Annotated in this window: 20 protein-coding genes and 2 tRNA genes; 6 read left to right on the forward strand and 16 right to left on the reverse strand. The window is 44.8% G+C overall.

Going from position 1 to position 26,342, the window contains the following annotated elements; translation table 11 throughout:
• From AWH61_RS03260 to AWH61_RS03290, 7 genes are all read right to left on the reverse strand, one after another.
• On the reverse strand, positions 1 to 885 hold the full coding sequence (locus tag AWH61_RS03260; protein WP_075176204.1) for an RnfABCDGE type electron transport complex subunit G: 885 nt from the start codon (positions 883 to 885) through the stop codon (positions 1 to 3).
• The gene (rsxD, locus tag AWH61_RS03265; protein ID WP_061485157.1) at positions 885 to 1,967 is read right to left on the reverse strand and encodes an electron transport complex subunit RsxD; all 1,083 of its coding nucleotides are present in this window, start codon (positions 1,965 to 1,967) and stop codon (positions 885 to 887) included. The genes AWH61_RS03260 and rsxD overlap by 1 nt, the downstream gene beginning before the upstream one ends.
• Positions 1,967 to 4,858, reverse strand: a complete 2,892-nt coding sequence (gene rsxC, locus AWH61_RS03270) for an electron transport complex subunit RsxC (protein WP_075176205.1) — start codon at positions 4,856 to 4,858, stop codon at positions 1,967 to 1,969. Before rsxC ends, rsxD begins: the two co-directional genes overlap by 1 nt.
• Before the next feature lie 5 nt (positions 4,859 to 4,863).
• Complete coding sequence (rsxB, locus tag AWH61_RS03275; RefSeq protein ID WP_014975992.1) at positions 4,864 to 5,445, reverse strand: electron transport complex subunit RsxB; 582 nt, start codon at positions 5,443 to 5,445, stop codon at positions 4,864 to 4,866.
• Positions 5,445 to 6,026, reverse strand: coding sequence for an electron transport complex subunit RsxA (gene rsxA, locus AWH61_RS03280; protein ID WP_014975993.1), 582 nt, complete (start codon positions 6,024 to 6,026; stop codon positions 5,445 to 5,447). The genes rsxB and rsxA overlap by 1 nt, the downstream gene beginning before the upstream one ends.
• Before the next feature lie 193 nt (positions 6,027 to 6,219).
• Positions 6,220 to 6,296 (reverse strand) — tRNA-Asn (locus AWH61_RS03285).
• Between the two features lie 27 nt (positions 6,297 to 6,323).
• Positions 6,324 to 6,400 (reverse strand) — tRNA-Asn (locus AWH61_RS03290).
• Between the two features lie 998 nt (positions 6,401 to 7,398).
• Between AWH61_RS03290 and AWH61_RS03295 the strand changes: the two genes are divergently transcribed.
• The 3 genes from AWH61_RS03295 (at position 7,399) to AWH61_RS03305 (ending at position 12,093) form a co-directional block, all read left to right on the forward strand.
• Positions 7,399 to 8,781, forward strand: coding sequence for an MATE family efflux transporter (locus AWH61_RS03295; protein ID WP_039226571.1), 1,383 nt, complete (start codon positions 7,399 to 7,401; stop codon positions 8,779 to 8,781).
• A gap of 96 nt (positions 8,782 to 8,877) precedes the next feature.
• Positions 8,878 to 10,893, forward strand: coding sequence for an excinuclease ABC subunit UvrB (gene uvrB / locus AWH61_RS03300; protein WP_014948785.1), 2,016 nt, complete (start codon positions 8,878 to 8,880; stop codon positions 10,891 to 10,893).
• Positions 10,894 to 11,166: 273 nt separating this feature from the next.
• Entirely contained in the window at positions 11,167 to 12,093 is a 927-nt protein-coding gene (locus tag AWH61_RS03305; protein WP_014948786.1) for a LysR family transcriptional regulator, read from the forward strand.
• Positions 12,094 to 12,189: 96 nt separating this feature from the next.
• On the opposite strand, the gene queC is transcribed toward AWH61_RS03305, so the two are convergent.
• Positions 12,190 to 12,846, reverse strand: a complete 657-nt coding sequence (gene queC, locus AWH61_RS03310) for a 7-cyano-7-deazaguanine synthase QueC (protein ID WP_014975995.1) — start codon at positions 12,844 to 12,846, stop codon at positions 12,190 to 12,192.
• 95 nt (positions 12,847 to 12,941) lie between these two features.
• Here queC and queE point away from each other — a divergent pair, with 95 nt between their 5' ends.
• Together queE and AWH61_RS03320 are read left to right on the forward strand one after the other, a co-directional pair.
• Positions 12,942 to 13,616, forward strand: coding sequence for a 7-carboxy-7-deazaguanine synthase QueE (gene queE / locus AWH61_RS03315; RefSeq protein WP_075176206.1), 675 nt, complete (start codon positions 12,942 to 12,944; stop codon positions 13,614 to 13,616).
• A 76-nt stretch (positions 13,617 to 13,692) separates the two neighbouring features.
• Complete coding sequence (locus AWH61_RS03320; RefSeq protein WP_014948789.1) at positions 13,693 to 14,589, forward strand: type 2 periplasmic-binding domain-containing protein; 897 nt, start codon at positions 13,693 to 13,695, stop codon at positions 14,587 to 14,589.
• A 67-nt stretch (positions 14,590 to 14,656) separates the two neighbouring features.
• Here AWH61_RS03320 and asnB read toward each other — a convergent pair whose 3' ends face one another.
• Both asnB and AWH61_RS03330 read right to left on the reverse strand, forming a co-directional pair.
• A complete protein-coding gene (gene asnB / locus AWH61_RS03325; protein ID WP_014948790.1) occupies positions 14,657 to 16,327 on the reverse strand; it encodes an asparagine synthase B in 1,671 nt (556 codons plus the stop codon).
• Positions 16,328 to 16,718: 391 nt separating this feature from the next.
• The gene (locus AWH61_RS03330; protein WP_075176207.1) at positions 16,719 to 18,386 is read right to left on the reverse strand and encodes a M28 family metallopeptidase; all 1,668 of its coding nucleotides are present in this window, start codon (positions 18,384 to 18,386) and stop codon (positions 16,719 to 16,721) included.
• 70 nt (positions 18,387 to 18,456) lie between these two features.
• On the opposite strand from AWH61_RS03330, the gene AWH61_RS03335 reads away from it, so the two are divergent.
• Positions 18,457 to 19,326: a DUF3025 domain-containing protein gene (locus AWH61_RS03335; RefSeq protein ID WP_075176208.1), complete on the forward strand. Its 870-nt coding sequence runs from the start codon at positions 18,457 to 18,459 to the stop codon at positions 19,324 to 19,326.
• A 478-nt stretch (positions 19,327 to 19,804) separates the two neighbouring features.
• On the opposite strand, the gene AWH61_RS03340 is transcribed toward AWH61_RS03335, so the two are convergent.
• The 6 genes from AWH61_RS03340 to cysD form a co-directional block, all read right to left on the reverse strand.
• Complete coding sequence (locus AWH61_RS03340) at positions 19,805 to 20,509, reverse strand: YIP1 family protein (RefSeq protein WP_014948793.1); 705 nt, start codon at positions 20,507 to 20,509, stop codon at positions 19,805 to 19,807.
• A gap of 277 nt (positions 20,510 to 20,786) precedes the next feature.
• Positions 20,787 to 22,511: an SLC13 family permease gene (locus tag AWH61_RS03345; protein WP_014948794.1), complete on the reverse strand. Its 1,725-nt coding sequence runs from the start codon at positions 22,509 to 22,511 to the stop codon at positions 20,787 to 20,789.
• Positions 22,512 to 22,527: 16 nt separating this feature from the next.
• Positions 22,528 to 23,943, reverse strand: a complete 1,416-nt coding sequence (cysN, locus tag AWH61_RS03350) for a sulfate adenylyltransferase subunit CysN (RefSeq protein ID WP_014948795.1) — start codon at positions 23,941 to 23,943, stop codon at positions 22,528 to 22,530.
• A gap of 1 nt (position 23,944) precedes the next feature.
• Positions 23,945 to 24,736 (reverse strand): 3'(2'),5'-bisphosphate nucleotidase CysQ, encoded by a 792-nt coding sequence (gene cysQ, locus AWH61_RS03355; RefSeq protein WP_075176209.1) that lies wholly within the window; start codon positions 24,734 to 24,736, stop codon positions 23,945 to 23,947.
• Positions 24,736 to 25,332 (reverse strand): adenylyl-sulfate kinase, encoded by a 597-nt coding sequence (cysC, locus tag AWH61_RS03360; protein ID WP_014948796.1) that lies wholly within the window; start codon positions 25,330 to 25,332, stop codon positions 24,736 to 24,738. Before cysC ends, cysQ begins: the two co-directional genes overlap by 1 nt.
• A complete protein-coding gene (cysD, locus tag AWH61_RS03365) occupies positions 25,332 to 26,246 on the reverse strand; it encodes a sulfate adenylyltransferase subunit CysD (RefSeq protein WP_014948797.1) in 915 nt (304 codons plus the stop codon). Before cysD ends, cysC begins: the two co-directional genes overlap by 1 nt.
• Positions 26,247 to 26,342 lie beyond the last annotated feature (96 nt).

Raw genomic sequence — 26,342 nt, forward strand, 5'->3', positions numbered from 1 at the left:
TTATAGCTCCTCTACACTATGAGGTTGAGCCTCATTCACGTTAATCGCATCAATTGTTTCAACGGAATCTGTAATTGCGCAGGTGTTTGGAGCGTTGAAAAGTGCAGATTGGTTGGCCTGTGCGTAAAGCAAGGCTTCGCGTACTGCTCTTACTACTGCTCTCGGCGTGATGGTAGCGCCAGTGAACTGATCGAACTCACCACCGTCCTTTTTGACCTGCCAAGGCGCCAAATTGTCGGGTGAAAAAGGCTTGTCACTGAACGTCGTTATCCAATTGCTAACGGCAAGCTCTATTTTATCGCCAAGCCCAGGGGTTTCTTTGTGTTCGATAACGCGCACGCCAAGCACCCTCATACTGATTCTATTAGTGTTGGGCGCAGAAATATCGGACGCATTCTCGTCTTGCTCAGATGACTTCTGAGGTGTTGAGTCAAGCTCGGCCAACTCCGAGAGCGCTAACGCGGTGATATTGAGATTTTCGCTCTCACCGTCGAGCGAGTCAGTACTCGAGCCGCCTTGTGTGTTTCCACCAACGTGTGCATCCACTTTTACACCAACAACGATATCGATATCTCCACTGTATCCGTCTGGAGCAGTGGCTTCTAATACTAATGCGCTAGGTTGGCCATTTAACGTCGCACGATATATTTTGTGGGCTTTTTTGTTGCCAAGTTCAGGTGCATTGACCTCTGTGCAGTTGGCGTAAAGGGCATTGTCGTGGAATTCGCTAGGCACGACTTCATTAAGTACGCTTAGCAGTTTTTGCTGCTTTTGTTGCTCAATTTTATCTTGGGTGCCAAAAAATGTGAGTGCTATTAATGCTGTGGTAACAACGGCAAACGCACCTAACATAAGGCCGTTTTTGGCCAGGCTTTCTTTCATCATTAGTGTTTACCTCGACCTTTAACGTTTTTGCCGTACACGCGAGGACGGGTATAGTAATCAATCAAAGGCACCGCCATATTCATAATAATAACCGCAAACGCTACGGCATCAGGGTAACCACCAAAGGTACGGATTATTACCACCCAAAAGCCAATCGCTGCACCAAATATAATGCGGCCTCTTGGTGTTGTTGATGCTGAAACCGGGTCGGTGGCGATAAAGAAGGCGCCTACCATTACTGCACCGTTAAACAGGTGAAATAGCGGTGAAGCGTAGTAATCGGCGTTTGCTAAATGAAGCAGTGATGCACAAACAAAAACGCTTAGCAGCATACCTCCCGGGATATGCCAGCTGATAACGCGGGTCTTCCAAAGGTAGAGGCCACCAAGTAAATACGCAAGACTCACCATTCCCCACCCTGCTCCAGCAGCTTCGAATACCCCGCCATCGAAGATTGGCTTCGCCAATGACTCTGAGTATGTTACGCCTTGCGTTAGGTCGGTTTTCAATGTGTCTAACGGTGTAGCCATGGTTACACCATCGGCAATGGTTTTGAGTTGAGTGACATCGTATCCGCTAGTAGTAAAACCAGTAAATATAAGTGATACCGAATCAAAGAAACTTGGCGTAATGCCAGCGTGAGTCGCAGGAGGCAGCCATAGGCTCATAGCCGCAGGGAATGAAATAAGCAGCACCACATACGCTATCATGGCAGGGTTGAAAATATTAAAGCCAAGCCCGCCGTAAACCTGTTTAGCCACCGCAATAGCGAAGAAAACACCCGTTACCGTCATCCACCAAGGTAGGGTAGGAGGAATACTAATTGCGATGAGTAAGCCGGTTAATACTGCGCTGTAATCTGTTAATGTGCGCTCGATGGGGCGATTTCTTAAAAATAAAATCACGCCTTCAATGACCAGTGCACTCACTACTGCAATAATGGCTTGAATGAGCATTCCCCAGCCAAAAAAGAAGGATTGTGCAATCATGCCAGGGAGCATGGCATAAATAACCATACGCATGACTTGGCCAGTATCGCGTTTAACCCGTTGGTGTGGTGAACTCGATAAACTTAACTTCATTATGATTCTTTCTCTTGTTCAGCTGCTGCTTTTTTTGCTTTAGCCTTTGCTACTGCAGCTGCAATGCGCGCTTTCTTTTCATCTTGTGCTGTCGGTTGAGAAGGAGCTTGCGTGCTTGTTGCTTGACCTACACGGCTAGACGATTCGCTCTGCTCATGCGCTTTACTACTTTCCTGTTCAGCAGTATTTGATGAGGTCGCTAAATTGCCATTACTGTCTTGAGCAAGTTTCTTTGCTTTGGCCTTTGCCACTGCGGCAGCAATGCGCGCCTTTTTCTCGTCAGCTTCATTTGTCGAGGCAGCGTCATTAGCATCAGTTTGCTCGCTTCCTTGATGTTCTTCCTGCTTAGCCGCTTTTTTGGCTTTCGCTTTCGCCACCGCAGCAGCAATGCGCGCTTTTTTTTCATCCGCTTCGCTCAAGTTGTTAGCAGGATCTGATGCGCTATCACTCTGAGCACTACTGTTTTGTTCGCTGACGCTTTGAAAACTGGCTTCTTCTGGCGAGTTAGCGTCTTGATTCTCAATACCAGCCTCGCCATCAGGGCTAGATGCTTGCGTTTTTTGCGAAGCGGCCTTTTTAGCTTTCGCTTTCGCTACCGCCGCTGCGATCCTAGCCTGCTTTTCATCTAGCTGTTCTTTGGAGTGACTGTCTGGTTGCTCATCTAATTGAGTTGGCGCACCTTGCCCTGAAACTGAGTTATCAGGCTGCCCGTCTTCACTATTTTTAGCAGCTTTTTGCGCTTTAGCTTTAGCGATTGCCGCGGCAATACGCGCTTTTTTCTGCGCTTCAGCGTTTAGCTCTGAATTAGCTTCAGTATCGGAAAGTTCAGTTTGCTTTTCGTCTAGAGAGCCCGCAGGTTTTTCTGCTGAAGACGCCTCAGACTGGCTGGATTGCGCGGCTTTTTTTGCTTTTGCTCTAGCGATAGCGGCAGCAACTTTAGCTTTTTTCTCATCTTCTGGTGATGATGACTGGTTACTTGGCTGTTCTGTGGTTGATGGTTCGACAGCGCTTTCATCTTGCGTTTCGTTTTGAGCTTGCGCGGCCTTTTTCGCTTTTGCTCTGGCGATTGCTGCAGCAACCTTTGCCTTTTTATCATCTTCTGGCGATGACGCTTGCTCAACTTGCTTATCCGCGCTTTCAAGTTGAGCTTCATTCTGGGCTTGTGCGGCTTTTTTCGCCTTAGCTCTGGCTATAGCTGCTTCTACCTGTGCTTTTTTATCGTCTGCCGCAGTGCTTGGTTCGTTGGTATTTGTTGTATTACTTTCATCCTTTGCGTTGGCCTGCATAGCCGCTTTCTTTGCTTTCGCACGCGCAAGCGCCGCCGCTACTTTGTCCTTGGCCTCAGTTGCGCCAGCATCAACAGCGCTATTCGCATTATCGGCTACAGCATTGTCTTCTTTGGCTTTGTTGGCGGCTAATCGTGCTTCTTTTGCTTTTCTATGTTTTTCTTCGCGCTCAAGCTTTTCGCGCTCTAAACGTTCTTTACGTGCTTCAAAACGCTGTTTAGCCTTCTCAGCCTTGTTCTTTTCATCACGCTGAATGCGTATTTCGGATTTAGCCTGGCGGTAGTAATGCACCAAGGGAATTTCACTGGGGCAAACGTAAGCACATGCGCCGCACTCTATACAGTCGAAAAGGTCGTATTCTTCGGCTTTATCGTATTCTTTTGCTTTGGCGTGCCAAAACATTTGTTGGGGGAGCAACGACGCAGGGCATGCGTCGGCGCATGCGCTACAGCGAATACAGGGGCGCTCTGCATTGTCGTCTACCAGCTCTTTTTTTGCAGGAACCAGCAAACAGTTTGTGGTTTTAACCACGGGGATCGTAGCGTCTGATAAGGTAAAGCCCATCATAGGCCCGCCCATAATCACTTTAGGTGCTTTCTGTTTTTTCGGGTTGTAGTTTGCTTCATCCAATAGATGAGAGACGGGCGTACCCAACAACGCTCTAAAATTGCTTGGTGATTCAACGGCTTCACCAGTTACGGTAACAACCCGTTCAATCAGTGGCTTGCCGTGTAAAATAGCATCTGCAATGGCATAGCAGGTACCAACGTTGAACATCATCACGCCTACGTCGGCAGGCAATCCATTTCTTGGAACTTCTCGGCCAGTCAGTACCTGAATCAGCTGTTTTTCGCCGCCGGCAGGGTATTTAGTCTCAACGCTAACAACGCGATAGTCTTTCTTGTCCTGACAGGCAATATTAAGTGCTTCGAAAGCCTCGGGCTTGTTGTCTTCAACCGCAACAACAATGGCCTTCGGTCCAATAAGGTGAGTAAGAATGTCTAGACCCTGGCGTATTTGCCAGGCGTGCTCACGCATCAATCGATCATCAGACGTGATATAGGGTTCGCACTCAATGCCGTTGAGGATAAGGAATTCGACGGGTTTGGACGTAGAGGTTTTTATATGGGTAGGAAAACCGGCACCACCCATTCCAGAAATACCAGCTTGGCAAATGGCTTCAATAAGTTTGTTTTTATCAAGCTCGCTGTAGTTAGCGATAGGTGACAGGTCGCACCATGTGTCTTTTCCGTCAGGGCGTATTGAAATACACATTTCTGTTAGGCCGCTAGGGTGCGCTACAACATGCGGAGCAATCGCAACAACCTCGCCCGAGGTTGGCGCATGAACTGGCACAGAAAAAGGCGATGAGCTTTGCGAAAGAATTTGGCCTTTCAATACGGTATCGCCAACTTCTACGCAGCAGATACCGTCTGAGCCAATGTGCTGCCTTAAAGGAACAATCAATAATTCGGGTAACGACGGTTTCTTTATTACTGATGTATTAGATAGAGATTTCTTATCGTCGGGATGTACGCCACCTGGAAATGAGTACATCTTTCCCGCTTCAAGGGTTTCTATAATTGAATCAAAACTTGGATACATCACAATTACGACACCATTTTGATGGGGATATCACCTTTAGGCGATGATTCAAAATCCCACTTCCATGTAGAAGTTGTTTGAGCAATTGGCACCATGTCGATACAGTCGACAGGGCAGGGATCTACACATAGGTCACACCCTGTACATTCATCAGTAATAACCGTGTGCATGTGTTTGGCGGCACCTAAAATGGCATCGACAGGGCAGGCCTGAATACATTTGGTACAGCCGATACATTCGTCTTCGCGTATAAACGCGACTTTTTTAACGTCTTCTTCGCCATGAGCTGCATCAAGGGGTTTAGGTTCAACTCCCATCAAGTCTGCGAGTTTTTTAATCGTTGCTTCGCCACCAGGTGGGCACTTATTAATATCATCACCTTCAGCAATAGCCTCAGCATAAGGCTTGCAGCCCGGATATCCGCATTGGCCACACTGAGTTTGTGGTAGTACGGCATCTATTTGCTCAACAAGCGGGTCGCCCTCAACTTTAAAGCGAATACTCGCGTAGCCTAGAACCAAGCCAAAAATAAGCGCAAGGACGCCAATGGCAACAACGGCGAATATAATTGCGGTAGATATCGTCATTACACTTTCACCAGTCCACTAAAGCCCATAAATGCTAGGGACATGAGACCAGCGGTTATCATAGCGATTGAGGCACCTTTAAAAGATACAGGTACATCAGCAGCAGCTAAACGCTCACGCATGGCCGCAAATAACACCAGTACAAGAGAGAACCCCACAGCAGCGCCGAAACCATAAATAAGACTCTGCATGAAATTATGCTGTTCGGTAAGGTTTAATAGCGCTACACCAAGCACGGCACAGTTGGTTGTGATAAGAGGAAGGAATATACCTAACAATCTATATAAGGTAGGGCTGGTTTTGTGCACGACCATTTCTGTGAACTGAACCACCACCGCGATAACAAGAATAAAAGCAAGCGTTCTAAGGTAACCGATGCCCAGTGGAGCAAGTAGATAGGTTTCAACTAGGTAGCTCGATGCAGAGGCAAGGGTGAGTACAAATGTGGTGGCCATAGACATGCCCATGGCAGTTTCAAGTTTGCCAGACACACCCATAAACGGGCATAAGCCGAGAAACTTAACCAACACAAAATTGTTAACCAGTACTGTACCAATCAATAGCAGTAAAAATTCAGTCATGAATAACGCAATTCCTTCGAGGAATTTTGACGGACAATGCCCGCGAATTAAAAAGAAAAACAGATTAGGTCTATTATCCCTTTTTAGAACGGGTTTAACAACTTGATTGAATTAGGGTTATTTAATGTCTAAACGCGTTGTTTTAGGAATTAAAATAGAATGAAGTGGGTGAGGCGATTAAGAGCCAACTAAGTGGCTCCCCCTCCCCGACTCGAACGGGGGACCTGCGGATTAACAGTCCGTCGCTCTAACCAACTGAGCTAAGGGGGAATCGACACCTAAGTTGTTTGCTGAAGTTGGCTCCCCCTCCCCGACTCGAACGGGGGACCTGCGGATTAACAGTCCGTCGCTCTAACCAACTGAGCTAAGGGGGACCTGCGCTTCAACGGAGGCGAATATTAAAGACGTACTTAGGAACTGTCAACAACATAAATGAAATATTTGTGCTGACTGCGCAAAAAATAGCTTTTTACGGCTTTTATGTTCATTTTGTCGTCAATGCTGAGAAAATGATGGTTAATAACTGCACATTATTCCCTCATTGCTTATGAACAAGAGGTTGTTTTAGTAATTGATAGTTTTACCCATCTCGTTTTCTTATATATCTCACTAAAGTTAAAGGGTATAACTAAATAGAATAAAAAAGCGCTTCCATACTGGTATTATGTACAGGCTTTAATAAATCTGTAACCTGTACCTGAGGATTAAAAGGTTAGTCACCACTTACGTGCTGAGAAATTAATCGAGCACGAAATCCCGCCGAATATGGTCTGGCGTTAGTTATCCACTAAATCTGTGGATAACTATGTTGATAGCTTAGAATCGCTGTAGTTATTTACGAGATCGCGTACGTATTGATCTAATCAGGTTATGGCGTTATTGAGTGGATAATCTTTTTAATACAGAGGGTTAGGGTGTTTTTTTTGATCTTGTTTCTCGATCGAAATAGATCGGTTGAACAAAAAGTAGCTTGTGTGTTAATTCAACGAATGCCTAAATGCTATTCAATGAAATCCATCTTAATTCTCAATGTCTTACATTTTGTTAACATTTTTGTGTGTCTTTTAAACGCTCTATTTGGATAGCTAGATGCGCCCGAGACGTTTTGCCTGCATATTAAAAGTGAAACAGGATAGAAATTAAACTGTAATGAACACATACGCACGTGTTTTGATTTATTTTTACAAAAAACTCGTAGTTTTGTGGCGTAGCCAGCGAAATGGTTCATCGCACGTACTTTTGTCAAAAACATCGCTTTTCATACAACCCTCTTATGCTTTGTTTTGTTTGTCGAATACGCATAGCTAAATAGTGTTCACTCTTTTACACTAACGCGCAATTGATGAGGGGATTTTAGTTTGCCGGAGCTCAAGTGATAAAAAGTAACGCTAAACAACGTACTTCCGACTTATTGGAAGGAGATATAGGTACTACGTTAAAGCGTATGACTATTCCCATGATACTGGGAATGGTAATGATGATGAGCTTTGGGCTTATCGATACCTTTTTTGTGAGCTTGTTGGGCACCGACCCTTTAGCCGCTATTAGTTTTACCTTTCCCGTTACTTTTACCGTAATAAGCCTAAACATAGGTTTAGGTATTGGTACCTCTGCAATTATAGGCAAGTTACAGGGCAGTAAAGAAATAACCAAGTCTCAACATTATGCGACGGGTTCATTAATGCTGTCCGTTTTGCTTGTGGGTGCACTAGCTGCAATTGGCTTTTTCACCATAGAGCCTGTGTTTAAGTTGCTTAATGCAACAGACAATCTAATGCCGTACATATCTGACTATATGGGGCTATGGTACTTGTCGAGCATCTTTCTTGCCATGCCGATGGTTGGCAATAGTGTGCTGCGAGCGTGTGGCGATACCCGCACACCCAGTATTGTTATGGCGGCAGGCGGCGGATTAAACGCGTTGCTTGATCCTATTTTCATTTTCGGACTAGGGCCCATTCCGGCAATGGGAATAAAAGGTGCGGCACTCGCTACTTTTATAGCGTGGATAGTTGGTGCATTATGGATTCTTTATATTTTAGCCGTTCGTCGAAAGTTGATGTTGCCTCGACTGCTGACACTTGCCGAGCTGCGTGATAGCAGCCGTGAAATTCTCAAAATAGGACTACCTGCGGCGGGTGCAAATATGCTTACCCCTGTTGCCGGTGGCGTGATGACAGCTGTAGTTGCTGGTTACGGTGCCGAAGCGGTTGCAGCGTGGGGAGTGGGAAATAGAATGGAGTCTATTGCAAGTATTGTTGTGCTAGCACTTTCCATGACACTGCCTCCATTTATCAGTCAAAACGTTGGAGCAGGCCAAGTAGAACGGGTAAAAACGGCATATTCGCTTACATTGAAATTTGTTCTGGTTTGGCAGTTCGCCATTTTTCTTGTCATGTGGGGACTATCTAGCTGGATAGCCGTCGCCTTTGCTAATGAAGCAGAGGTAAGCGTACTAATACAGCTGTTTCTTATGATTGTACCGCTGGGTTATGGCATGCAAGGCATTATCATTCTGACTAACTCATCGTTGAATGCCATGCATCGTCCAATGACGGCATTAACGTTAAGTGTCATCCGCTTATTTGTTTTCTTCGTACCTATCAGCGTCGCGGGTAGTTTTCTATTTGAACTGAAAGGGTTATTTGCAGGAACGGTCATTGCCAATATTGCAATGGCGTGTGTTTCATTTGTTGTTTTCAAACGTGCGATTACTCAGTTTGAATCAGATAAAGAAACGTCTGAGCACAGCTAATACCAGAGCGGTTATTTAAGATTGTGCGTTTTTAACGTTGAGTAGTTTGACCGCAAGCAAGATGTTAAGCAGTAAGCTAAAGAAAAGGTTAAGTAAATGAGTAGAGGGTTTGAGCTTCATTCTAAATACAAGCCAGCAGGCGACCAGCCAAAAGCAATAGAAGCTTTGGTGGATGGCCTAGAAAGTGGCTTGGCCGGCCAAACACTGCTTGGTGTTACGGGGTCGGGTAAAACCTTTACCATGGCTAATGTCATTAAAGAAGTGCAGAGACCAACGCTTATTCTTGCACACAACAAAACATTAGCGGCTCAGCTTTACGGTGAGATGAAAGAATTCTTCCCCAATAACGCCGTAGAGTACTTCGTTTCATATTACGATTATTATCAGCCAGAAGCCTACGTTCCAAGTACAGATACCTTTATTGAGAAAGACGCGTCAATCAATGATCATATTGAACAAATGCGACTGTCCGCCACTAAAGCGTTGATGGAGCGCAGAGACGTAGTCATTGTAGCGAGTGTGTCGGCTATTTATGGTTTGGGTGACCCTGAATCCTACATGAAGATGCTATTGCACCTTCGCCAGGGCGACACCATGGACCAACGTGACATTTTACGTCGCCTTGCAGAACTGCAGTACAAGCGTAACGATTTAGCGTTTGAAAGGGGTACGTTTCGTGTGCGAGGGGATGTTATAGATATCTTCCCTGCGGACTCTGAAAAGCAAGCCGTAAGGGTCGAGCTTTTTGACGATGAGATAGATAAAATTAGTCTGTTCGACCCGCTAACTGGGGCTGTCGATAAGTCAGTTATTCGAGCAACGGTTTTTCCTAAAACGCACTATGTAACCCCTCGAGAGAAAATTCTCAATGCTATTGAGCATATCAAGGAAGAACTTGGCGATCGCAAAAAGCAACTTCAAGAGGCGAATAAGCTGATTGAAGAGCAGCGTATTTCACAGCGCACCCAGTTCGATATCGAAATGATGATGGAGCTTGGCTATTGTTCTGGGATCGAGAATTACTCTCGCTATCTTTCAGGAAGAGCACCGGGCGAACCACCTCCAACCTTATTGGACTATTTTCCAGCAGATGGCCTAATGTTTATCGACGAGTCTCACGTAACTGTCTCTCAAGTAGGGGCAATGTATCGCGGGGATCGCTCTAGAAAAGAGACCTTGGTGGAGTTTGGTTTCAGGCTGCCGTCGGCGTTGGACAATCGTCCGCTTAAGTTTGAAGAGTTTGAACAGATTTGCCCTCAAACCATCTATGTTTCTGCGACGCCTGGCGATTATGAATTAAAGAAAACTGACGGTGAGATAGTGGAGCAGGTTGTGCGTCCAACAGGTCTGCTAGACCCTGTTATTGAAGTACGTCCTGTAGCCACTCAGGTAGATGATGTCCTGTCTGAAATTCAAAAGCGGGTAGAGCTTGACGAACGTGTGCTTATTACTACCTTAACCAAGCGTATGGCTGAAGATTTAAGCGAGTATTTAAATGAGCACGGCGTTAAAGTTCGTTATCTGCATTCGGATATCGATACCGTAGAGCGAATTGAAATAATCCGAGACTTGCGACTGGGTAAATTCGACGTGTTGGTAGGTATTAACCTTTTACGTGAAGGTTTAGACATGCCGGAAGTGTCGCTGGTGGCGATTTTAGATGCCGATAAAGAAGGCTTTTTGCGAGCCGAGCGTTCATTAATTCAGACTATTGGTAGAGCCGCGCGTCACGTGAATGGTAAAGCTATTTTGTACGCTGACAGTATTACCAAGTCGATGAAAAAAGCGATGGACGAGACTGAGCGCCGTCGTGAGAAGCAAATGGCGCATAATGAGGCAAATGGTATAACGCCGATGCGACTTAACAAGCCTATTACCGATATTATGGACTTAGGCGACAGCGCGCACCCTGCGTCTGGAAAAGTCAGACTGCGCAAAGTTGAAGAGAAGAAGAAGCAACAGAAAACAGCAAGTGCTACTGAATTAATGGACCAAATCACGGAGCTTGAAAAGCAGATGTTTGAATATGCGCGTGAGCTTGAGTTTGAAAAAGCAGCATCATTGCGTGACGATATTGAAGCACTTCGAAAGCAAGTTGTTACACTCTCTTAAAAATGGCGATGTGTCCCGCTAGCTGAGGCTGTATGTGGGTTCTTTCCGTATAAAACCGGATAACTCACTACAGCACTTTTCCTTTTGATGTAAGAAAATCCCCCTTTTTTCCTGTGGACAATACGACTTGACGTCAGTTTTTGGGTAGCACAAAACTCAAATTTTTAATAAAAAATGAGATGAAAAGCCGCAAAATGTCGTTGTAATAGCACAATTAGTTGAATATAGTTCTAAGTTGAGTATCGATAACTATACCTATAAACAGGTGCTAATATGCTTAATCGTCTTCAGGAGTCAGATATAAAGCTACTGCGTGTGTTTTACGCTGTAGCGAGCTGCAACGGATTTACTGCGGCAGAACCCGTGTTGCGTATGCAACGACCCAACATCAGTGCAGCCATCAAAAAACTGGAAGAACGTTTAGATTTGGTGTTATGTCATCGCGGTCGTGGTGGCTTTCAAATGACAAAAGAGGGTGAGGTGGTTTTCCAAGAAACCAAACGCATCTTTAATGCCTTCGACAATTTTGTATTCAATCTGAAATCGCTTCATGATGACTACTCAGGCCATATCACTTTGGTCTTAATGGCTGGCCTTCCACTTTCTATGCACTTGGCCGTAAGTAAAGCGGTTAAAAGTACTATGAAGAAGTTTGACGATATTCACGTTAATATCCAAACTCGTTTATACAATGAAGTTGAGCATGTCGCTTTATCTGGTGAGTGCCACCTCGTTGTTTCAACCTATGACATGGTCAAACCTGAATCAGTAACCTTTCATCCTGTCGGCATTAAAACTGAAGGGCGATTGTACTGTGCGCCTACACATCCTCTGGCAAAGTATCGCGATACTGATTTACCAGAAGGCGTAAAAATTGGTGATTATCCTGCCATTGGTATTTCTGGATTGTCGTCGGCAAACTACATTGAAGATGAAACCAGATTATCGATTCAAACTTTCTCAGATTCATTTGATGCAGCGATGTCTGCGATTATGACCGGCGAGTATGTTGGTTTGCTGCCAGACTATATGGCGAAAGAGCAGGGCGCCGCACTTGGGCTTGTACCTATTGCAAAAGGGAGCTTATTTAAATTTAGTCACGAACTGTTTGTAATGAATGGAAAAAATACGCGATTAAACCCTGTATTACGCCACTGTATTAAAGAATTGAGCTACTTCATTTCAGAGAGTCAAAAGTAGTAGCAACAAGCACCTTAGATCACACCTCTTATTGTTTATAAACGCTTGGGTTAAAGCGCTTATAAACAATAAGAGGTGTTTTTATTTCAGATTACGCTATTCGTATTCTAGAGGATCGACGGCGTTATTTTCCTTGAACGCCTCTAAGCGCTCTTCGCACGCACCGCATTTTCCGCATGCTTTTTCTCTGCCGTTGTAACAGGTCCACGTTTGGCCGTAATCCAGTCCCATTGACAGACCATCGGTCAAGATAGCGGTTTTGCTGTCGTCGATATAAGGCGTCATAATCGTAACCGGTGTATAATTCGCAATGCCGCACACATCATTCATTTTATGAACAAACTCCGGGCGGCAGTCTGGGTAAATGGCATGATCGCCAGAGTGAGCGCCATAGTATACTTCGTTAGCGTCTAAACTGACCGCGTAGCCAACGGCCAGCGATAGCAAAATCATGTTGCGATTGGGCACCACGGTTTGTTTCATGCTTGGCTCTTCATAGTGGCCTTCTGGAACTTCGATATCTGAGGTTAACGCTGAACCCCCTATGAGCGTATTTATGGCGCTAATATCTACAATTTTGTGGGGAACGTTAAGCGAGTTACACACGTTGGCAGCATAATCGAGTTCTTTCTTGTGGCGTTGTCCGTAGTTAAAGCTCAGTGCATGAACTTTTTTGCCTGCTTTTAGCGCTTTATGCAGCACTGTGAAGGAGTCCATGCCTCCTGAATAGATAACAACAACGTTTTCTGACATAGTTTTTCGAAGATTTAAGAAATTATGCCCGAATTTTATGTGATCCTTGGTAAAATCCCAACATACAATCGTTAAAGGGTGTCAAATTGTCTGTAATGTCCACATTAAACATCAATGAGATGTTTGAAACTATCCAGGGTGAAGGTGCTCACACTGGTATTCCCTCTATCTTTGTTCGTTTACAAGGCTGTCCTGTGGGTTGTCCATGGTGTGATACAAAACATACGTGGGAAATTAAGCCTGACTTGAGTGTGTCGCCACAAGCTGTGATCACAAAAGGCGAAGAGTCTGAAACCTATTTCATCTCCAGTGAGGAGGCTTTGCTGGCTGAGTTTGGGAAACAAGGCTATGTGGCAAAGCATGTGGTTATTACCGGCGGTGAGCCATGTATGTACGACCTACGTCCTCTGACGAGCCTACTTCACGACAACGGATACACAACACAAATAGAGACCAGCGGTACTTTTGAAGTACTTTGTGACACGCGTACGTATGTGACGGTTTCTCCTAAAATAAACATGAAAGGCGGATATGACGTCTTAGTAAGTGCGCTTGAAAGAGCGAATGAAATCAAGCACCCCATCGCAATGCAAAAGCATATTGACGAGCTTGATGCGCTGCTTACTAATGTATCGTCATTAGACGGAAAACAGGTTTGTTTACAACCAATTAGCCAGCAAAAGAGAGCCACAGAACTTGCAGTGCGTACTTGTATTGAACGTAACTGGCGGCTATCTTTACAAACACATAAATACATTGGTATTGAATAAGTGTTTGAAACGCGCCGGCTTTGTGGCAAACACGTCTTGCGCTTAAGTAATCAAATTAACAAAGGACATAAAGAAGATGCATAGCTTTAATCTGCTAAAAAAAGCCGTAATAGCGGCCGTCGCTTTGTGTTCTTTTACTGCTGCATCGATGGTTGAGGCCGCTACTTGGACAATCACTTATCCGCGTCCTATTGACGACTCAGATGCCCGTGCTCAATATCCGATAGCACTGCTTAAACTTGCGCTCGATAAAACCGGCGTAAATTATGAGCTACGCCCTTCTGATCGTATATTGCTGACGGGCAAAGCGATGCGTCAGCTACGTGAAAACAGAGAAGTTAACGTAGTATGGAGTATGACGGACAGCCAACGCGAAAAGGAATTGACCCCCATTCGTATTCCAATCGCAAAAGGGCTTATAGGTCTTCGTGTTTTCGTTATTAACGAAAATAAAAAGACGAAGTTCGATGATGTATTATCGCTGACTGACATGCGTAAACTTATACCCATTCAGGGTGAAGAATGGCCGGACACCAAAATTCTTCAAGCCAACGGGTTTAACGTGTTTACTGTGCCTGAGTTTCGCGAAGCGTATGACATGATTAAACAAGGTAAAGGGGACTTTTTTCCTCGTTCTGTTATGGAAGTGGACGCAGAGCTGGAGGTGGAAGGTCGTCGTAACAACCTTTACCTTGAGCCTTCAATGGCGCTGTATTACCCCACCGCTATGTATTACTTTGTAAGTTCAAGTAACAAGACGTTAGCGAATCTCATTGAAACAGGCCTTAACAGAGCCATTGAAGATGGGTCTTTTGATGCGTTATTTGAATCTACGTACGCCCCAATCTTAGCGTCTTTAGGGGTTAATGAGCGTAAAATTTTCACTCTCGAAAACCCGTTATTACCCATTGAGACCCCTCTTACTAATTCTGCTTTATGGTATAAACCAAAAACAGAAGATTCAAAAGAATAAATAGACAATAAAAAACGCGGCTTAGGCCGCGTTTTTTTAATGTTAGCTCTGCTTGTACGATTGTCTATTAAGACTCGCCAGCGTGGACGCCTTTCATCGAACGGCCAGAAGGATCTGCGTTGTTTTTAAAGCTCTCATCCCACTCAAGTGCTTCTGCTGTACTACACGCAATAGATTTACCGCCTGGCACACAGCGCGCCGCACTTTCTTGAGGAAAGTAGCTCTCGAAAATAGTGCGGTAGTAGTAGCCTTCTTTGGTGTCTGGTGTGTTAACTGGGAAGCGGAATTCCGCTGTTGCAAGTTGCTGATCAGTCACTTCGTTTTCAACGAAATCGCGAATTGAATCAATCCACGAATAACCTACACCATCACCAAACTGCTCTTTTTGACGCCAAAGTACTTCTGCTGGAAGGGTTTCGCCGTTATCAAACGCTTTACGAAGGATCCACTTCTCCATTTTTCCATCTAGACACATTTTGTCTTGTGGGTTTAAACGCATAGCTACGTCAATGAAGTTCTTATCTAAGAATGGTACACGAGCTTCTACACCCCATGCTGATGTGGCTTTGTTAGCACGCGCACAGTCAAACATATGTAGACGATCAAGTTTACGTACCGTTTCTTCGTGGAATTCTTTGGCGTTTGGCGCTTTATGGAAATACAGGTAACCACCAAAAATTTCATCAGAACCTTCACCCGATAGCACCATTTTAATGCCCATCGCTTTAATCTTGCGTGTCATTAAGTACATTGGAGTAGCGGCGCGGATCGTTGTTGTATCGTAGGTTTCCAAGTGATAGATAACATCACGGATGGCATCTAAACCTTCTTGAATGGTAAAGTGAATTTCATGGTGTACGGTGCCAATCATGTCGGCCACTTTCTTCGCTGCTTTAAGGTCAGGTGCTCCTTCAAGACCTACAGCAAAACTGTGCAGGCGAGGCCACCATGCATCTGTCTTGTCTTCGTCTTCAACGCGCTTTGCAACGTACTGCGCTGCGACAGCTGAAACCAATGAAGAGTCCAAACCGCCCGATAGAAGTACAGCGTATGGAACGTCAGACATCATGTGTGACTTCACAGCTTTCTCGAATGCTACACGTAGCTCTTCTAGGTTGCTGGTGTTGTCTTTTACGTTGTCGTATTCCATCCAGTCGCGTTTGTAGTACTTGGTGATTTTACCTTCTTTGCTCCACAGGTAGTGGCCAGGAGGGAACTCACTGATTGTCTTACATACGCCTGCTAACGCTTTCATTTCAGATGAAACATAGAAGTTACCGTGTTCATCGTAACCGGTATAAAGCGGAATAATACCAATATGGTCGCGGGCAATAAGGTAAGCGTCTTGTTCTTCATCGTATAGAATGAACGCAAACATACCCTCTAGTTCATCGATAAAGTCGATGCCTTTTTGCTGAAAAAGCGGAAGAATAACTTCGCAATCAGAACGGGTTTTAAATGGGTACGGCTCATCTAGATTAGCAGCAAGTTGCTTGTGGTTGTATATCTCGCCGTTAACGGCAAGAATTTGTTTATCGTTTTGGCTGATAAGAGGCTGCGCCCCTGTATCAACGTCGACAATCGCCAATCTTTCGTGACAAAGAATGGTATTGTCATTATTCCAGATACCCGACCAGTCAGGGCCACGGTGGCGCAAAAGTTTTGATAAATCGAGGGCTTGGGTTCTGAGTTCAGACACATCGGTTTTGATATCAAGGATACCGAAAATACCACACATATAACGGATTCTCTCTGTTCACTTGTTGAAAAAAATAATAGAAGTTTTTTCTGTCGGTACTCGCGTACGAGTGGGCGATGGTTTGTTGTTATTCTTATTCGCGTGCCCCTGAATGTGCCAGTCTGACAGGAAATTGCAAGTACATTATGATGAGAAAATGGAAATTCTTATTCCATTTATCCCAAAATAGCCGTTTATTAACATTTTTATCCTAATTCCATGCAAAGGTAAGCTTATGAATGCGGTAAGCAGTGCTTAATATAGAGGGAAGTGAGTTCAAATGTAGAGGGTAGTAAATTAATGCGGGTCAATAAAAAAGGGTTTCACGAAGAAACCCTTTATTAACGATAAAGAAGACGCGGCCTTCTTTGTGTTTTTACGTCAAAGTGTTTTAGTTTTGGCGCTGGAACTCGCTTGCTTCATTCCACTTCGGCCAAGCCTCTGCATTTGCAACACCTACACCCACATCAAACAGCATTTTTGTGTCTTGCACGATACCGCTTAAATCCCAATCGTCACGATACTGATCGCACACTTGGTGATAGCAGCCCGTAACAATGACATTCATACGTTTTCTGTATTTGGCTGTCTCTTCATCTGCTGGTTCATTTCCGCCTTCAGCGTACAGTGCTGGAACACCTTGCTTGGCAAAGCTGAAGTGATCTGAGCGGTAGTAGTACCCAGCTTCTGGTCTGTCTTCTTGAGTCAGTGTACGACCTTGCTTAGCCGCAGCGGCTTCAAGATAGTCTTCCATTTCTGACTTACCCATGCCTACAACGGCAACGTTTTTGGTCTTACCTAATACGTTCATTGCGTCCATGTTGATATTAGCAACCGTATTTTCAATCGGAATAACAGGATTGCTTGCATAATATTTACTGCCTAACAGCCCTTGCTCTTCAGCAGTTACTACTAAAAATGATACCGAGCGTTTTGGTGCAGGCGTCAACTCTGAGTATGCTTTGGCCATGGCTAGAATAGCCGCAGTGCCCGTGGCATTATCATGAGCGCCATTATAGATTTGGTCGCCTTCTTTGCTCTCATCTTTACCTAAATGATCCCAATGTGCCGTGTAGATAATATGCTCATCAGGAAACTCTGCGCCCGGCAGAGTCGCGATAACGTTGTTGCTCTCTGACTTTTTGAAGGTGTTGTTAACCGTAACCGATGCTTTGATATCCATTGCTTTGTTGTAAGGACCTTGCATGGCGTTTGCTTTCTCTTGGTCAAAGTCGAGCCCTGCATCAGCAAACACTTTTTTCGCCGCATCTAACGTTAACCAACCTTCAACAGCCACACGACTTGCTCCTTTGTCGGCACTTACTAGGCCGTACTGCGGACCACTCCAGCTGTTAGCAACAACTGACCAGCCGTAAGAGGCAGGGGCAGTTTCGTGAACAATAATGGCGCCAGCAGCGCCCTGACGGCTCGCTTCTTCATATTTGTAACTCCAACGACCGTAGTAGGTCATCGTTGTGCCTTGAAACTGACCACTTTCTGGATTTTCAAATCCCGGGTCATTAATTAGCATGACGACTGTTTTGCCTTCAACATCTAACCCTTCGTAGTCGTTCCAGTCGTACTCTGGTGCATTCACACCATAGCCAACGAAGACTAACTCTGAATCTTCGAGCGACACCGAGCTCTGTTCACGCTTAGAAGAGGCAACCATTTGCTCTTTATACGCGAAGTTATTGTCGCCAATAGTCATGGTCATATCTGGGTCAGCCGTAATTTCCATAAGGGCTACTTTTTGTAAAAAGCTTTCGCCATTTCCCGGTTTAAGCCCCGCTTTGGTAAATTCACTAACCAAGTATTCAATGGTTTTCTTTTCGCCTTCAGTCGTCGGTAAACGGCCCTCAAACTCATCTGAAGACAGTATCTTTAATGGCTCGCGAATATCGGCGTCTGAAATATTGTTGTAAACACTGTCAAAGTTAGACGCCACAGGCATCTCTTTTTTCGCAGACTGATCTTGTGACGCGCTGTCGTTGTTAGGTGTGCAAGCACTTACGCCCAGAAGGGTAGGTACAAGCAATGGCAAAAACATTTTTTTCATTGTTAGTCTCTGTTTGCTCTACAATACTTGCTCAGTATAGAGAAAACCCCAGAGCGAACCAATAGTTGATATGCAATCAGACTCAATCCCTTTCTGTAAAGACTACTTAAAAAAACACGCAAGTTATCCTGTAACCATTCTTTTAGATGAACTCGGTTTAATGAGTCATAGTAAGTTTCCATCTCCTGATGTGCTTAATGAACTTACATCTAGATATCACAAGCAATGGACGGGGCCTGTATTTAAAGGACAGAGTCAGTTTTCAGAAGATGAACAGCGTTACTATGAAACGATTATTAGTGAAGATGGGGTTGTCCCTACCAGAGAGCAAAGCTGGCACGATTTGTTTAATGCACTGATCTGGCTGCAATTTCCCAAAACAAAATCCTTATTAAATGAACTGCATATAAGCGATATCGAGGCGTACGGCGTAAACCCTCGCACCGCACGTCGCAATCGGATTACCCACTTTGATGAATGTGGCGTGGTGCTGGCGATAGAAGAGCCCAGACCAAGTGGCGTTGAATCGCTAGAAGTTTTCCTACAGCAACTGGCCACCCATGAATGGGAACAGGTATTTCTAGCAAATCGAGGGCGTTGGCATGCTGAAGTAACGCCCTATGTATTTGGGCATGCGAATTTAGAAATGATGCTGAACCCGTTTATTGGGCTTACTGGAAAGTGGCTCGCGGTTTCAGTGCCTCAAGGATTTAATGAGCTCGATAAATGGCAACAACGCGCCGTACTCGACGATGCAATGTCAGCCCGAATTTCAGCACTCGATGCTTTTCAGATCACACCGCTCTTAAAGCCCCTTCCTTTGTTAGGCGTGCCTTTATGGCATTCACCGCAGGATGCGAAGTTTTATCAAAATAAAGATTATTTCAGGCCGTTACGACAAGGGGCTAAGCCAACTAAACAGCTGCCGCTGTGGGTGTAATACCAATCCGCATAGATCATTGCCCACTCAGAAGGCGCTGGCAAGTTTCCTAGCAAAGCGTGGGAATGCAGGAATGGCTGTTCCCTTTCAAATTCCCAGAATGAAGCTAGGAAGCTTGCCAGACCTTCCCGAAGGGCGAGTTTAAAATGTCCGTACTCTTTGTTGTGTCACCTTGATGTAGAACCACTATACCTGCGGTAACACGCCGCGATTACGAACATTTTAACTCTCGCTGAGTGGGTAATGATCTATGCGGATTGGTATAATGATACTTCGTGTGACGACAAAAGCGGCAATGATGCTATTCATGGGTAGTGAAAGAAATGAAAGGGTGCGTCTTTTTAAAGTAAGGCTGCGCGGCCAGTTTATAGAAACGCTGTACTAAAACACTGTAATCACAAACATTATATTCATAACTACTGTATTAATAGCACAGCGCACTTTTCGTATAGTGGGCGCGTTACATTCGCAAGGTTAATTAGAACAAGGCGAGGGCAATCAACCAGATGCCGTAGATAACAATATAAGGTGCACTTGCAATTAATGCCGCCTTTTTAAGAGAAAAGGCGGTCCATTGAGTAATACCTACGGTGGCTAAATAAATGCCCCAGAATAGCTCTACCCTTAACGCCTGGCCGAAAGCGTACCAAGGCGAGTCCATCGGGATATTCGCAATATACCCAAGGGACGCTGGCGATAAAATTGATGGCGCTACTTGATGGTCGCCTGCGAACAACAGCAAAGCAACACCCACTAAACCAGTAAGCACATAAGGCATTGAAAGCCACCAAGCGAAACCATACCAGTCAGTAAAGCCATACACATGGCTGTCGTCAGAACGGGTCATTAAATTCACGTACACGGCGTAAATGGCGTTTACGATAATAGGAATAAAAAAGGCACCTATAACCGATGACCAAAGCAAAGCATCCCTGGTGAAGAAGGCCTTCATTTGCTCTTCTTCTGCCGGACTCATATCCCCTTGCGCGGCAATATTCATCTGAGCGAACCATTCAATGTCAACGAAGTTTACATACAAGTACTGGGAAACAAGCGAAATAGCCATGATCAAAATAAATGGCATCCAGCTCCAATTGTTGTTTTCACCTACTGCTTTAAATACGCCATTAGGCTTGAAGAAAATATCGTTACACGCTTGAAAGGGGTTCGTTACATTGTGCATCCCTTGCTCCTATTTCGTTTTTCTTATTACTCTGGCTTCGGTTAAAGCCATGAGTCATTGTTAGCTTGCCAACAGGCAGGCAATAAATTGAGTTATAGATTACTGTTGGCTACAGGTGTTGTACAGCACAACATCTTGATATTTGTAAGAGAAAATGAATGTATTGAAAGGTTATAAATAAAAAAAGGGAAGCGTTCGCTTCCCTTTACGTAATACTGCTGATTGCTGCTCTATCTTTGGTGATTTTCTATGTCCTCTCAAAACGCGCCGCAAGACCTTACAAATAAGTAATATTAAGCAGTGTCAAAACTATGGTGCTATACAACAGCGAAATAGGCAGTCCAATTTTTATAAAATGCGAAAACTTATAATTCGCCGCATTATAAACAAGCAAGTTGGTTTGATAGCCGAATGGTGAAATAAAACTGGCACTTGCTGCAAATGCTACCGCTAATGCAAATGGCATTAGCGGTGCGCCAATGATTTGCACTAACCCGTAGGCAAACGGGAACATTAACGCTGCAGCAGCGTTGTTGGTAACGAACTCTGTTAAAACCAGTGTTAGCAAGTAGATGACTAACAATGCTATGAACCAGTCAGTACCCGACAACACCGGCATAAGTGCCTCAGTGGTTATATTAATAACCCCTGAATTTTCTAATGCGGTTGCCAGGCTTAGCGCGCCTACAATCACAACAATCAAATTCAACGGTAAGTTTCGCTTCATTTCGCCGTTTGACGTTACTCTTACGCCAATTAGCACAGCGGCTAAAAACAGCAGACCAATAGCCAGTGAAATGACATTAGTTGCAGCTAATAACACCGTGGAAAGGAAGCCGCCAAGGGTAATCCACTCTTGCTTGTTGGTTAGTGGGCGGGCTATTTTTTGCTCTGACAAAATAAAAAAGTTTTTATTTAAATTTTGACGAGTCGCAAAGTCTGGGCCTGTAGCTAAAAGTAAGAAGTCACCTGCTTGAAGCTTAATTTCTCCTAACTTGCCTGACAGCTGCTCTCCATCGCGGCGAATGGCTACAACGGCCGCATCAAACAGGGCTCTAAAGCCAAGTTTTTTAATGGTTTGCCCAATAACTTGAGCGCGATTGGCAACAACTACCTCGGTTAAGCTCTCACGCAATACCCCATCGGTCTCAGCAAACATGCTTAGCCCCTTTATGTGGCTAAGGTTATCAAGCTTTTGAACGTTGCCAGAGAAGATAAGTTTGTCGTTTTCCAGAATGACCAGGTCAGGCCCAACAGGAGATATCAGGTTGCCATTGCGCACCACTTCTACCAAAAAGAGTTCTGGTAAGTTACGTAAATGGTTTTGTTCTACGGTTTTGCCTATGAGTTCTGAACCAGACTCCACTTCGGCTTCAACCATATACTCGTGATAGTTATTACTCTTATTGCCAATATGAGGTAGCAAAGGAAGTAGCAAAAACATGAGTAGACCACAGCTTAAACCCGCTACGGTGCCATAAAGTGTGAAGTCAAAAAAGTTAAAGCCTGGATGCCCGTGCTCTTGCAAAAAGCTGTCTACGATCAGGTTGGTAGACGTACCGATTAAGGTGACCGTACCGCCTAAAATAGCTGCGTACGAGAGAGGGATTAGTAATCGAGAGGCAGGATGATATTGGTTTTGCTTAATTGGACCAATAAGGCTTGCCACAATAGCAGTATTGTTCAAAAGCGCAGACGATAAAAAGGTCAGTGAAAACAAGCGCCAATAGGATTGAGTAAAGTTAGCACTTACTAGTTTCCTACCTAGGCGTTTTATTAACGCTGTTTTATCAATTGCACTGCTTACCAAAAGCAACAAAACAAGGGTAATAAGACCCTTGTTTGTTAAATTTAGCAAGATGTCATCAAGAGATAACTGCTGGGTAACCAGTAAAGCTAACACTGCACCAGAAAACACAGTGGAAGGGCGCTGATTGGTAAAGATCAGCGCGCATATCGTACCGGCAAATACTGCCAGTACGATGAACTGGGTCACATCCATATTGCTCCAGTCCTGCTTAAAGTTTACTGATATCCACAGAGTTCCAATGCGGGAAGTGCTTGCGTACTAGTGCATTGAATTCAAGCTCGAACTCAGAGAAGTTTGGTGATGTATGCTGTGCGTCACCCGCAATTTCGTCAATGATCATACCTGCACCAACGGTTCCGTTGGTCAAGCGATCTATGACGATGAATGAACCGGTAGGGCGGTTGCGCTTATACGGGTCGCAGGCAACAGGTTGAGTAAACTTAACGTCTACTACACCAATCTCGTTAAGATTTAAGTGCATGGCATCCGTTTCTTCCAGCGTGTTCACATCAATTTGATTATCGATATGAGCAACTACCCCTGGCGTTGATTTAGTCGCGAACTTAAACAAGTATTGCTTGTTTGGCATTAGCGGCTCTTCAGACATCCACACAAGGTGAGTTTTAAATTGCGTGTTAAGCAGTGGCAAGTTGTCTGATTTTACAATCATATCGCCACGAGAGATGTCAATTTCATCTTCTAGCGTTAACGTTACTGCTTGAGGTACATAAGCGCGCTCTTGGTCGCCTTCAAACGTAACGACTTGCTTCACCTTTGATTTCTTACCAGAAGGAAGTGCCGTTACTTCATCACCAGGTGCAACTTGGCCAGATACCACGGTACCCGCAAAGCCCCGGAAATCTAAGTTAGGGCGGTTAACGTATTGTACAGGGAAGCGAAAATCTTCTAAGTTATCGTCTTCACCAATTTCAATGTTTTCCAACATTTCCATAAGTGGCGTGCCGTCAAACCATGGTGTCTTTTCGCTCTTGCCTACTACGTTGTCGCCTTCAAGTGCTGAAATAGGTACGAACTGAATGTCAGGAATATCAAGCTGCTCAGCAAACTTCAGGTAGTCTTCCTGAATTTGCTTGTACACTTCTTCTGAATAGTCCATCAAGTCCATTTTGTTGATAGCAACAATAACGTGTTTTATACCTAGAAGAGAAACCAGGAACGAGTGACGTTTCGTTTGTACCTTAACGCCGCCGCGAGCATCAACAAGAATAATAGCAAGGTCGCACGTTGACGCACCGGTTACCATGTTACGGGTGTACTGCTCGTGCCCCGGAGTATCTGCGATAATAAACTTACGCTTGTCAGTAGAGAAGTAGCGGTATGCTACGTCGATAGTAATCCCTTGCTCACGCTCAGACTGAAGACCGTCTACAAGAAGGGCAAGGTCAACTTTCTCGCCGGTAGTGCCCACTTTTTTACTGTCTTTAGTGATAGCTGCAAGTTGGTCTTCATAAATCATTTTAGAATCGTGAAGCAAGCGACCAATTAGGGTACTTTTACCGTCGTCTACGCTACCGCAGGTAAGGAAACGTAGCATGTCTTTCTTTTCGTGTTGTTCTAGGTAAGACAGAATGTCCTGTCTTAGTAATTCGTTTTCATTGTTCATGTTATGCGCTCACAAGGAAAAAGGGGTTTAACACAGACTCTTTTTGGTTGTACGTAAGAGCGTCAGCGTTGTCATCTAATGGGTTTTCAGGGTCTAGTACGGTGACGTTTGCGCCTGCTGCGAGTGCGACTGCGTGCGCTGCACCTGTATCCCATTCAGATGTTGGGCCTAATCGAGGGTAAAGATGTGCTTCGCCCTCAGCCACCAAGCAAAGCTTCAGTGAGCTGCCCATCGCCACAAGCTCGGTTTCACCTTTAAGCTGTGCCAATAAATTCTGAATTTCTGGGCTTTGGTGAGAACGACTACCTACCACTTTCCACACTTCGGCACCATCGTGCTTGCGCGCAGAAATAGCGGAAAATTCGCCATTTACTTCAGTCCACGCACCTTCACCAACAATACCTACATAGCTTTTGTTTAGTGCTGGCGCGTAAACCACACCCATGGTCGGTTTACCGTTTTCGATAAGTGCAATATTTACCGTAAACTCACCGTTTTTCTTAATAAACTCTTTAGTGCCGTCTAGCGGGTCTACCAGCCAGTATGACGACCACGTTTTGCGCTCTTCCCATGAAATATCTGCTGACTCTTCAGAAAGAATCGGCAGGTCAGATTCAGCTTCAAGGGCGTTAACGATTACGTTATGTGCGGCAAGGTCAGCTTCTGTTAGCGGGCTGGTATCCTGCTTTTCATAAATGGCGAAGTCTTTCTCGTAAATGGCCATTATCTTATCGCCGGCTTCTTTGGCGATAGCTAGCACTTTCTGTGCAAGACTATTTAAAGGCTGTGTCATTACACCAATCCCTTTTCTTGAAGCAAAGCATACAATCGCTCAGCGGTTTGCTCTGCTGGTTCATCCTGATAGGTTAAGTGTACTTCTGGCGCTTCAGGTGCTTCATAGGCTGAATCAATACCTGTGAAGTCCTTAATTTCACCGCTACGCGCTTTCTTGTATAGCCCTTTCGGGTCGCGTTTTTCACACACTTCAAGAGGTGTATCGATAAACACTTCTACAAACTCTCCGTCTTCCATTAAGCTGCGGCAATAATCGCGGTCGGCTTTGAAAGGCGAGATAAAAGCGGTAAGCACAATGGTACCGGCATCGACAAAAAGTTTAGCGACTTCGCTAATGCGGCGAATGTTTTCAACGCGATCTTTATCGCTGAAACCTAAATCGCCACACAGACCGTGGCGCACGTTGTCGCCGTCAAGCAGATAGGTGTGCTTGTTCTGCTCGTGAAGCTTTTTCTCAAGCAGGTTGGCTAATGTCGATTTACCAGAGCCGCTTAAACCCGTTAGCCAGAATACACGAGGCGTTTGACCAAGCTTTTCAGAGCGGGTGGTCTTGTTTACTTCGTGTTTATGCCAAACAACGTTGTCGGTGGCCATTAGAAGTACCCTTCCATTTTCTTCTTCTCCATAGAGCCTGCGCTGTCATGGTCGATAACTCGGCCCTGACGTTCAGACGTCTTGGTAAGCAGCATTTCTTGGATAACTTCAGGTAGGGTAGCTGCTTCTGATTCTACCGCACCGGTAAGTGGGTAACAGCCAAGAGTACGGAAACGCACAGAGCGCATCTCTGGTACTTCACCTTCTTCTAGCGGCATACGGTCGTCGTCAACCATAATAAGAACGCCGTCGCGCTCAACGACAGGGCGAGGCTTAGAAAGGTAAAGTTGCGGAATATCGATGTTTTCTAGGTAGATGTATTGCCAGATATCTAGCTCAGTCCAGTTAGACATTGGGAATACACGAATGCTTTCGCCTTTATTAACCTGAGAGTTATAAATATTCCAAAGCTCTGGACGCTGGTTTTTTGGGTCCCAGCGGTGGTTGCTGTCGCGGAATGAGTAAACACGTTCTTTGGCACGTGATTTTTCCTCGTCGCGTCGAGCGCCACCAAATGCAGCATCGAACTTATATTTGTTCAGTGCTTGCTTAAGTGCTTGGGTTTTCATGATGTCAGTATGTTTTGCTGAACCGTGGCTAAATGGGCCAACGCCAGCTTCAACACCTTCTTCATTGATGTGAACAAGCAAATCAAAACCGTGTTTCTTAGCTTGTTCGTCACGGAACTTAATCATTTCACCAAACTTCCACGTGGTATCTACGTGTAATAATGGGAAAGGAATTTTGCCGGGCGCGAACGCTTTACGGGCAAGGTGAAGCAGTACAGAAGAGTCTTTTCCTACAGAGTAAAGCATAACTGGGTTTTCAAACTCAGCAGCAACCTCACGGAAAATCTGGATACTCTCGGCTTCGAGTTGTTTCAAATGCGTTACAGACGGGATACTAGCAGTCATTTTGAAGTCCGAATTTTATGTTATATACAAAAAAGTTATATATGGGTTATTTTTCTGCATAGAACGATAACATATTTAATTTCAAAAGTAGTATGC

Origin of the sequence: Alteromonas sp. W12 (assembly GCF_001924945.1) — a bacterium.
Classification (GTDB): domain Bacteria; phylum Pseudomonadota; class Gammaproteobacteria; order Enterobacterales; family Alteromonadaceae; genus Alteromonas; species Alteromonas macleodii.

Coding starts and splice junctions, on each gene's coding strand:
- AWH61_RS03260 (WP_075176204.1), bottom strand. CDS start 885: ATGATGAAAGAAAGCCTGGCCAAAAACGGCCTTATGTTAGGTGCGTTT.
- rsxD (WP_061485157.1), bottom strand. CDS start 1,967: ATGAAGTTAAGTTTATCGAGTTCACCACACCAACGGGTTAAACGCGAT.
- rsxC (WP_075176205.1), bottom strand. CDS start 4,858: ATGTATCCAAGTTTTGATTCAATTATAGAAACCCTTGAAGCGGGAAAG.
- rsxB (WP_014975992.1), bottom strand. CDS start 5,445: ATGACGATATCTACCGCAATTATATTCGCCGTTGTTGCCATTGGCGTC.
- rsxA (WP_014975993.1), bottom strand. CDS start 6,026: ATGACTGAATTTTTACTGCTATTGATTGGTACAGTACTGGTTAACAAT.
- uvrB (WP_014948785.1), top strand. CDS start 8,878: ATGAGTAGAGGGTTTGAGCTTCATTCTAAATACAAGCCAGCAGGCGAC.
- AWH61_RS03305 (WP_014948786.1), top strand. CDS start 11,167: ATGCTTAATCGTCTTCAGGAGTCAGATATAAAGCTACTGCGTGTGTTT.
- queC (WP_014975995.1), bottom strand. CDS start 12,846: ATGTCAGAAAACGTTGTTGTTATCTATTCAGGAGGCATGGACTCCTTC.
- queE (WP_075176206.1), top strand. CDS start 12,942: ATGTCCACATTAAACATCAATGAGATGTTTGAAACTATCCAGGGTGAA.
- AWH61_RS03320 (WP_014948789.1), top strand. CDS start 13,693: ATGCATAGCTTTAATCTGCTAAAAAAAGCCGTAATAGCGGCCGTCGCT.
- asnB (WP_014948790.1), bottom strand. CDS start 16,327: ATGTGTGGTATTTTCGGTATCCTTGATATCAAAACCGATGTGTCTGAA.
- AWH61_RS03330 (WP_075176207.1), bottom strand. CDS start 18,386: ATGAAAAAAATGTTTTTGCCATTGCTTGTACCTACCCTTCTGGGCGTA.
- AWH61_RS03335 (WP_075176208.1), top strand. CDS start 18,457: ATGCAATCAGACTCAATCCCTTTCTGTAAAGACTACTTAAAAAAACAC.
- AWH61_RS03340 (WP_014948793.1), bottom strand. CDS start 20,509: ATGCACAATGTAACGAACCCCTTTCAAGCGTGTAACGATATTTTCTTC.
- AWH61_RS03345 (WP_014948794.1), bottom strand. CDS start 22,511: ATGGATGTGACCCAGTTCATCGTACTGGCAGTATTTGCCGGTACGATA.
- cysN (WP_014948795.1), bottom strand. CDS start 23,943: ATGAACAATGAAAACGAATTACTAAGACAGGACATTCTGTCTTACCTA.
- cysQ (WP_075176209.1), bottom strand. CDS start 24,736: ATGACACAGCCTTTAAATAGTCTTGCACAGAAAGTGCTAGCTATCGCC.
- cysC (WP_014948796.1), bottom strand. CDS start 25,332: ATGGCCACCGACAACGTTGTTTGGCATAAACACGAAGTAAACAAGACC.
- cysD (WP_014948797.1), bottom strand. CDS start 26,246: ATGACTGCTAGTATCCCGTCTGTAACGCATTTGAAACAACTCGAAGCC.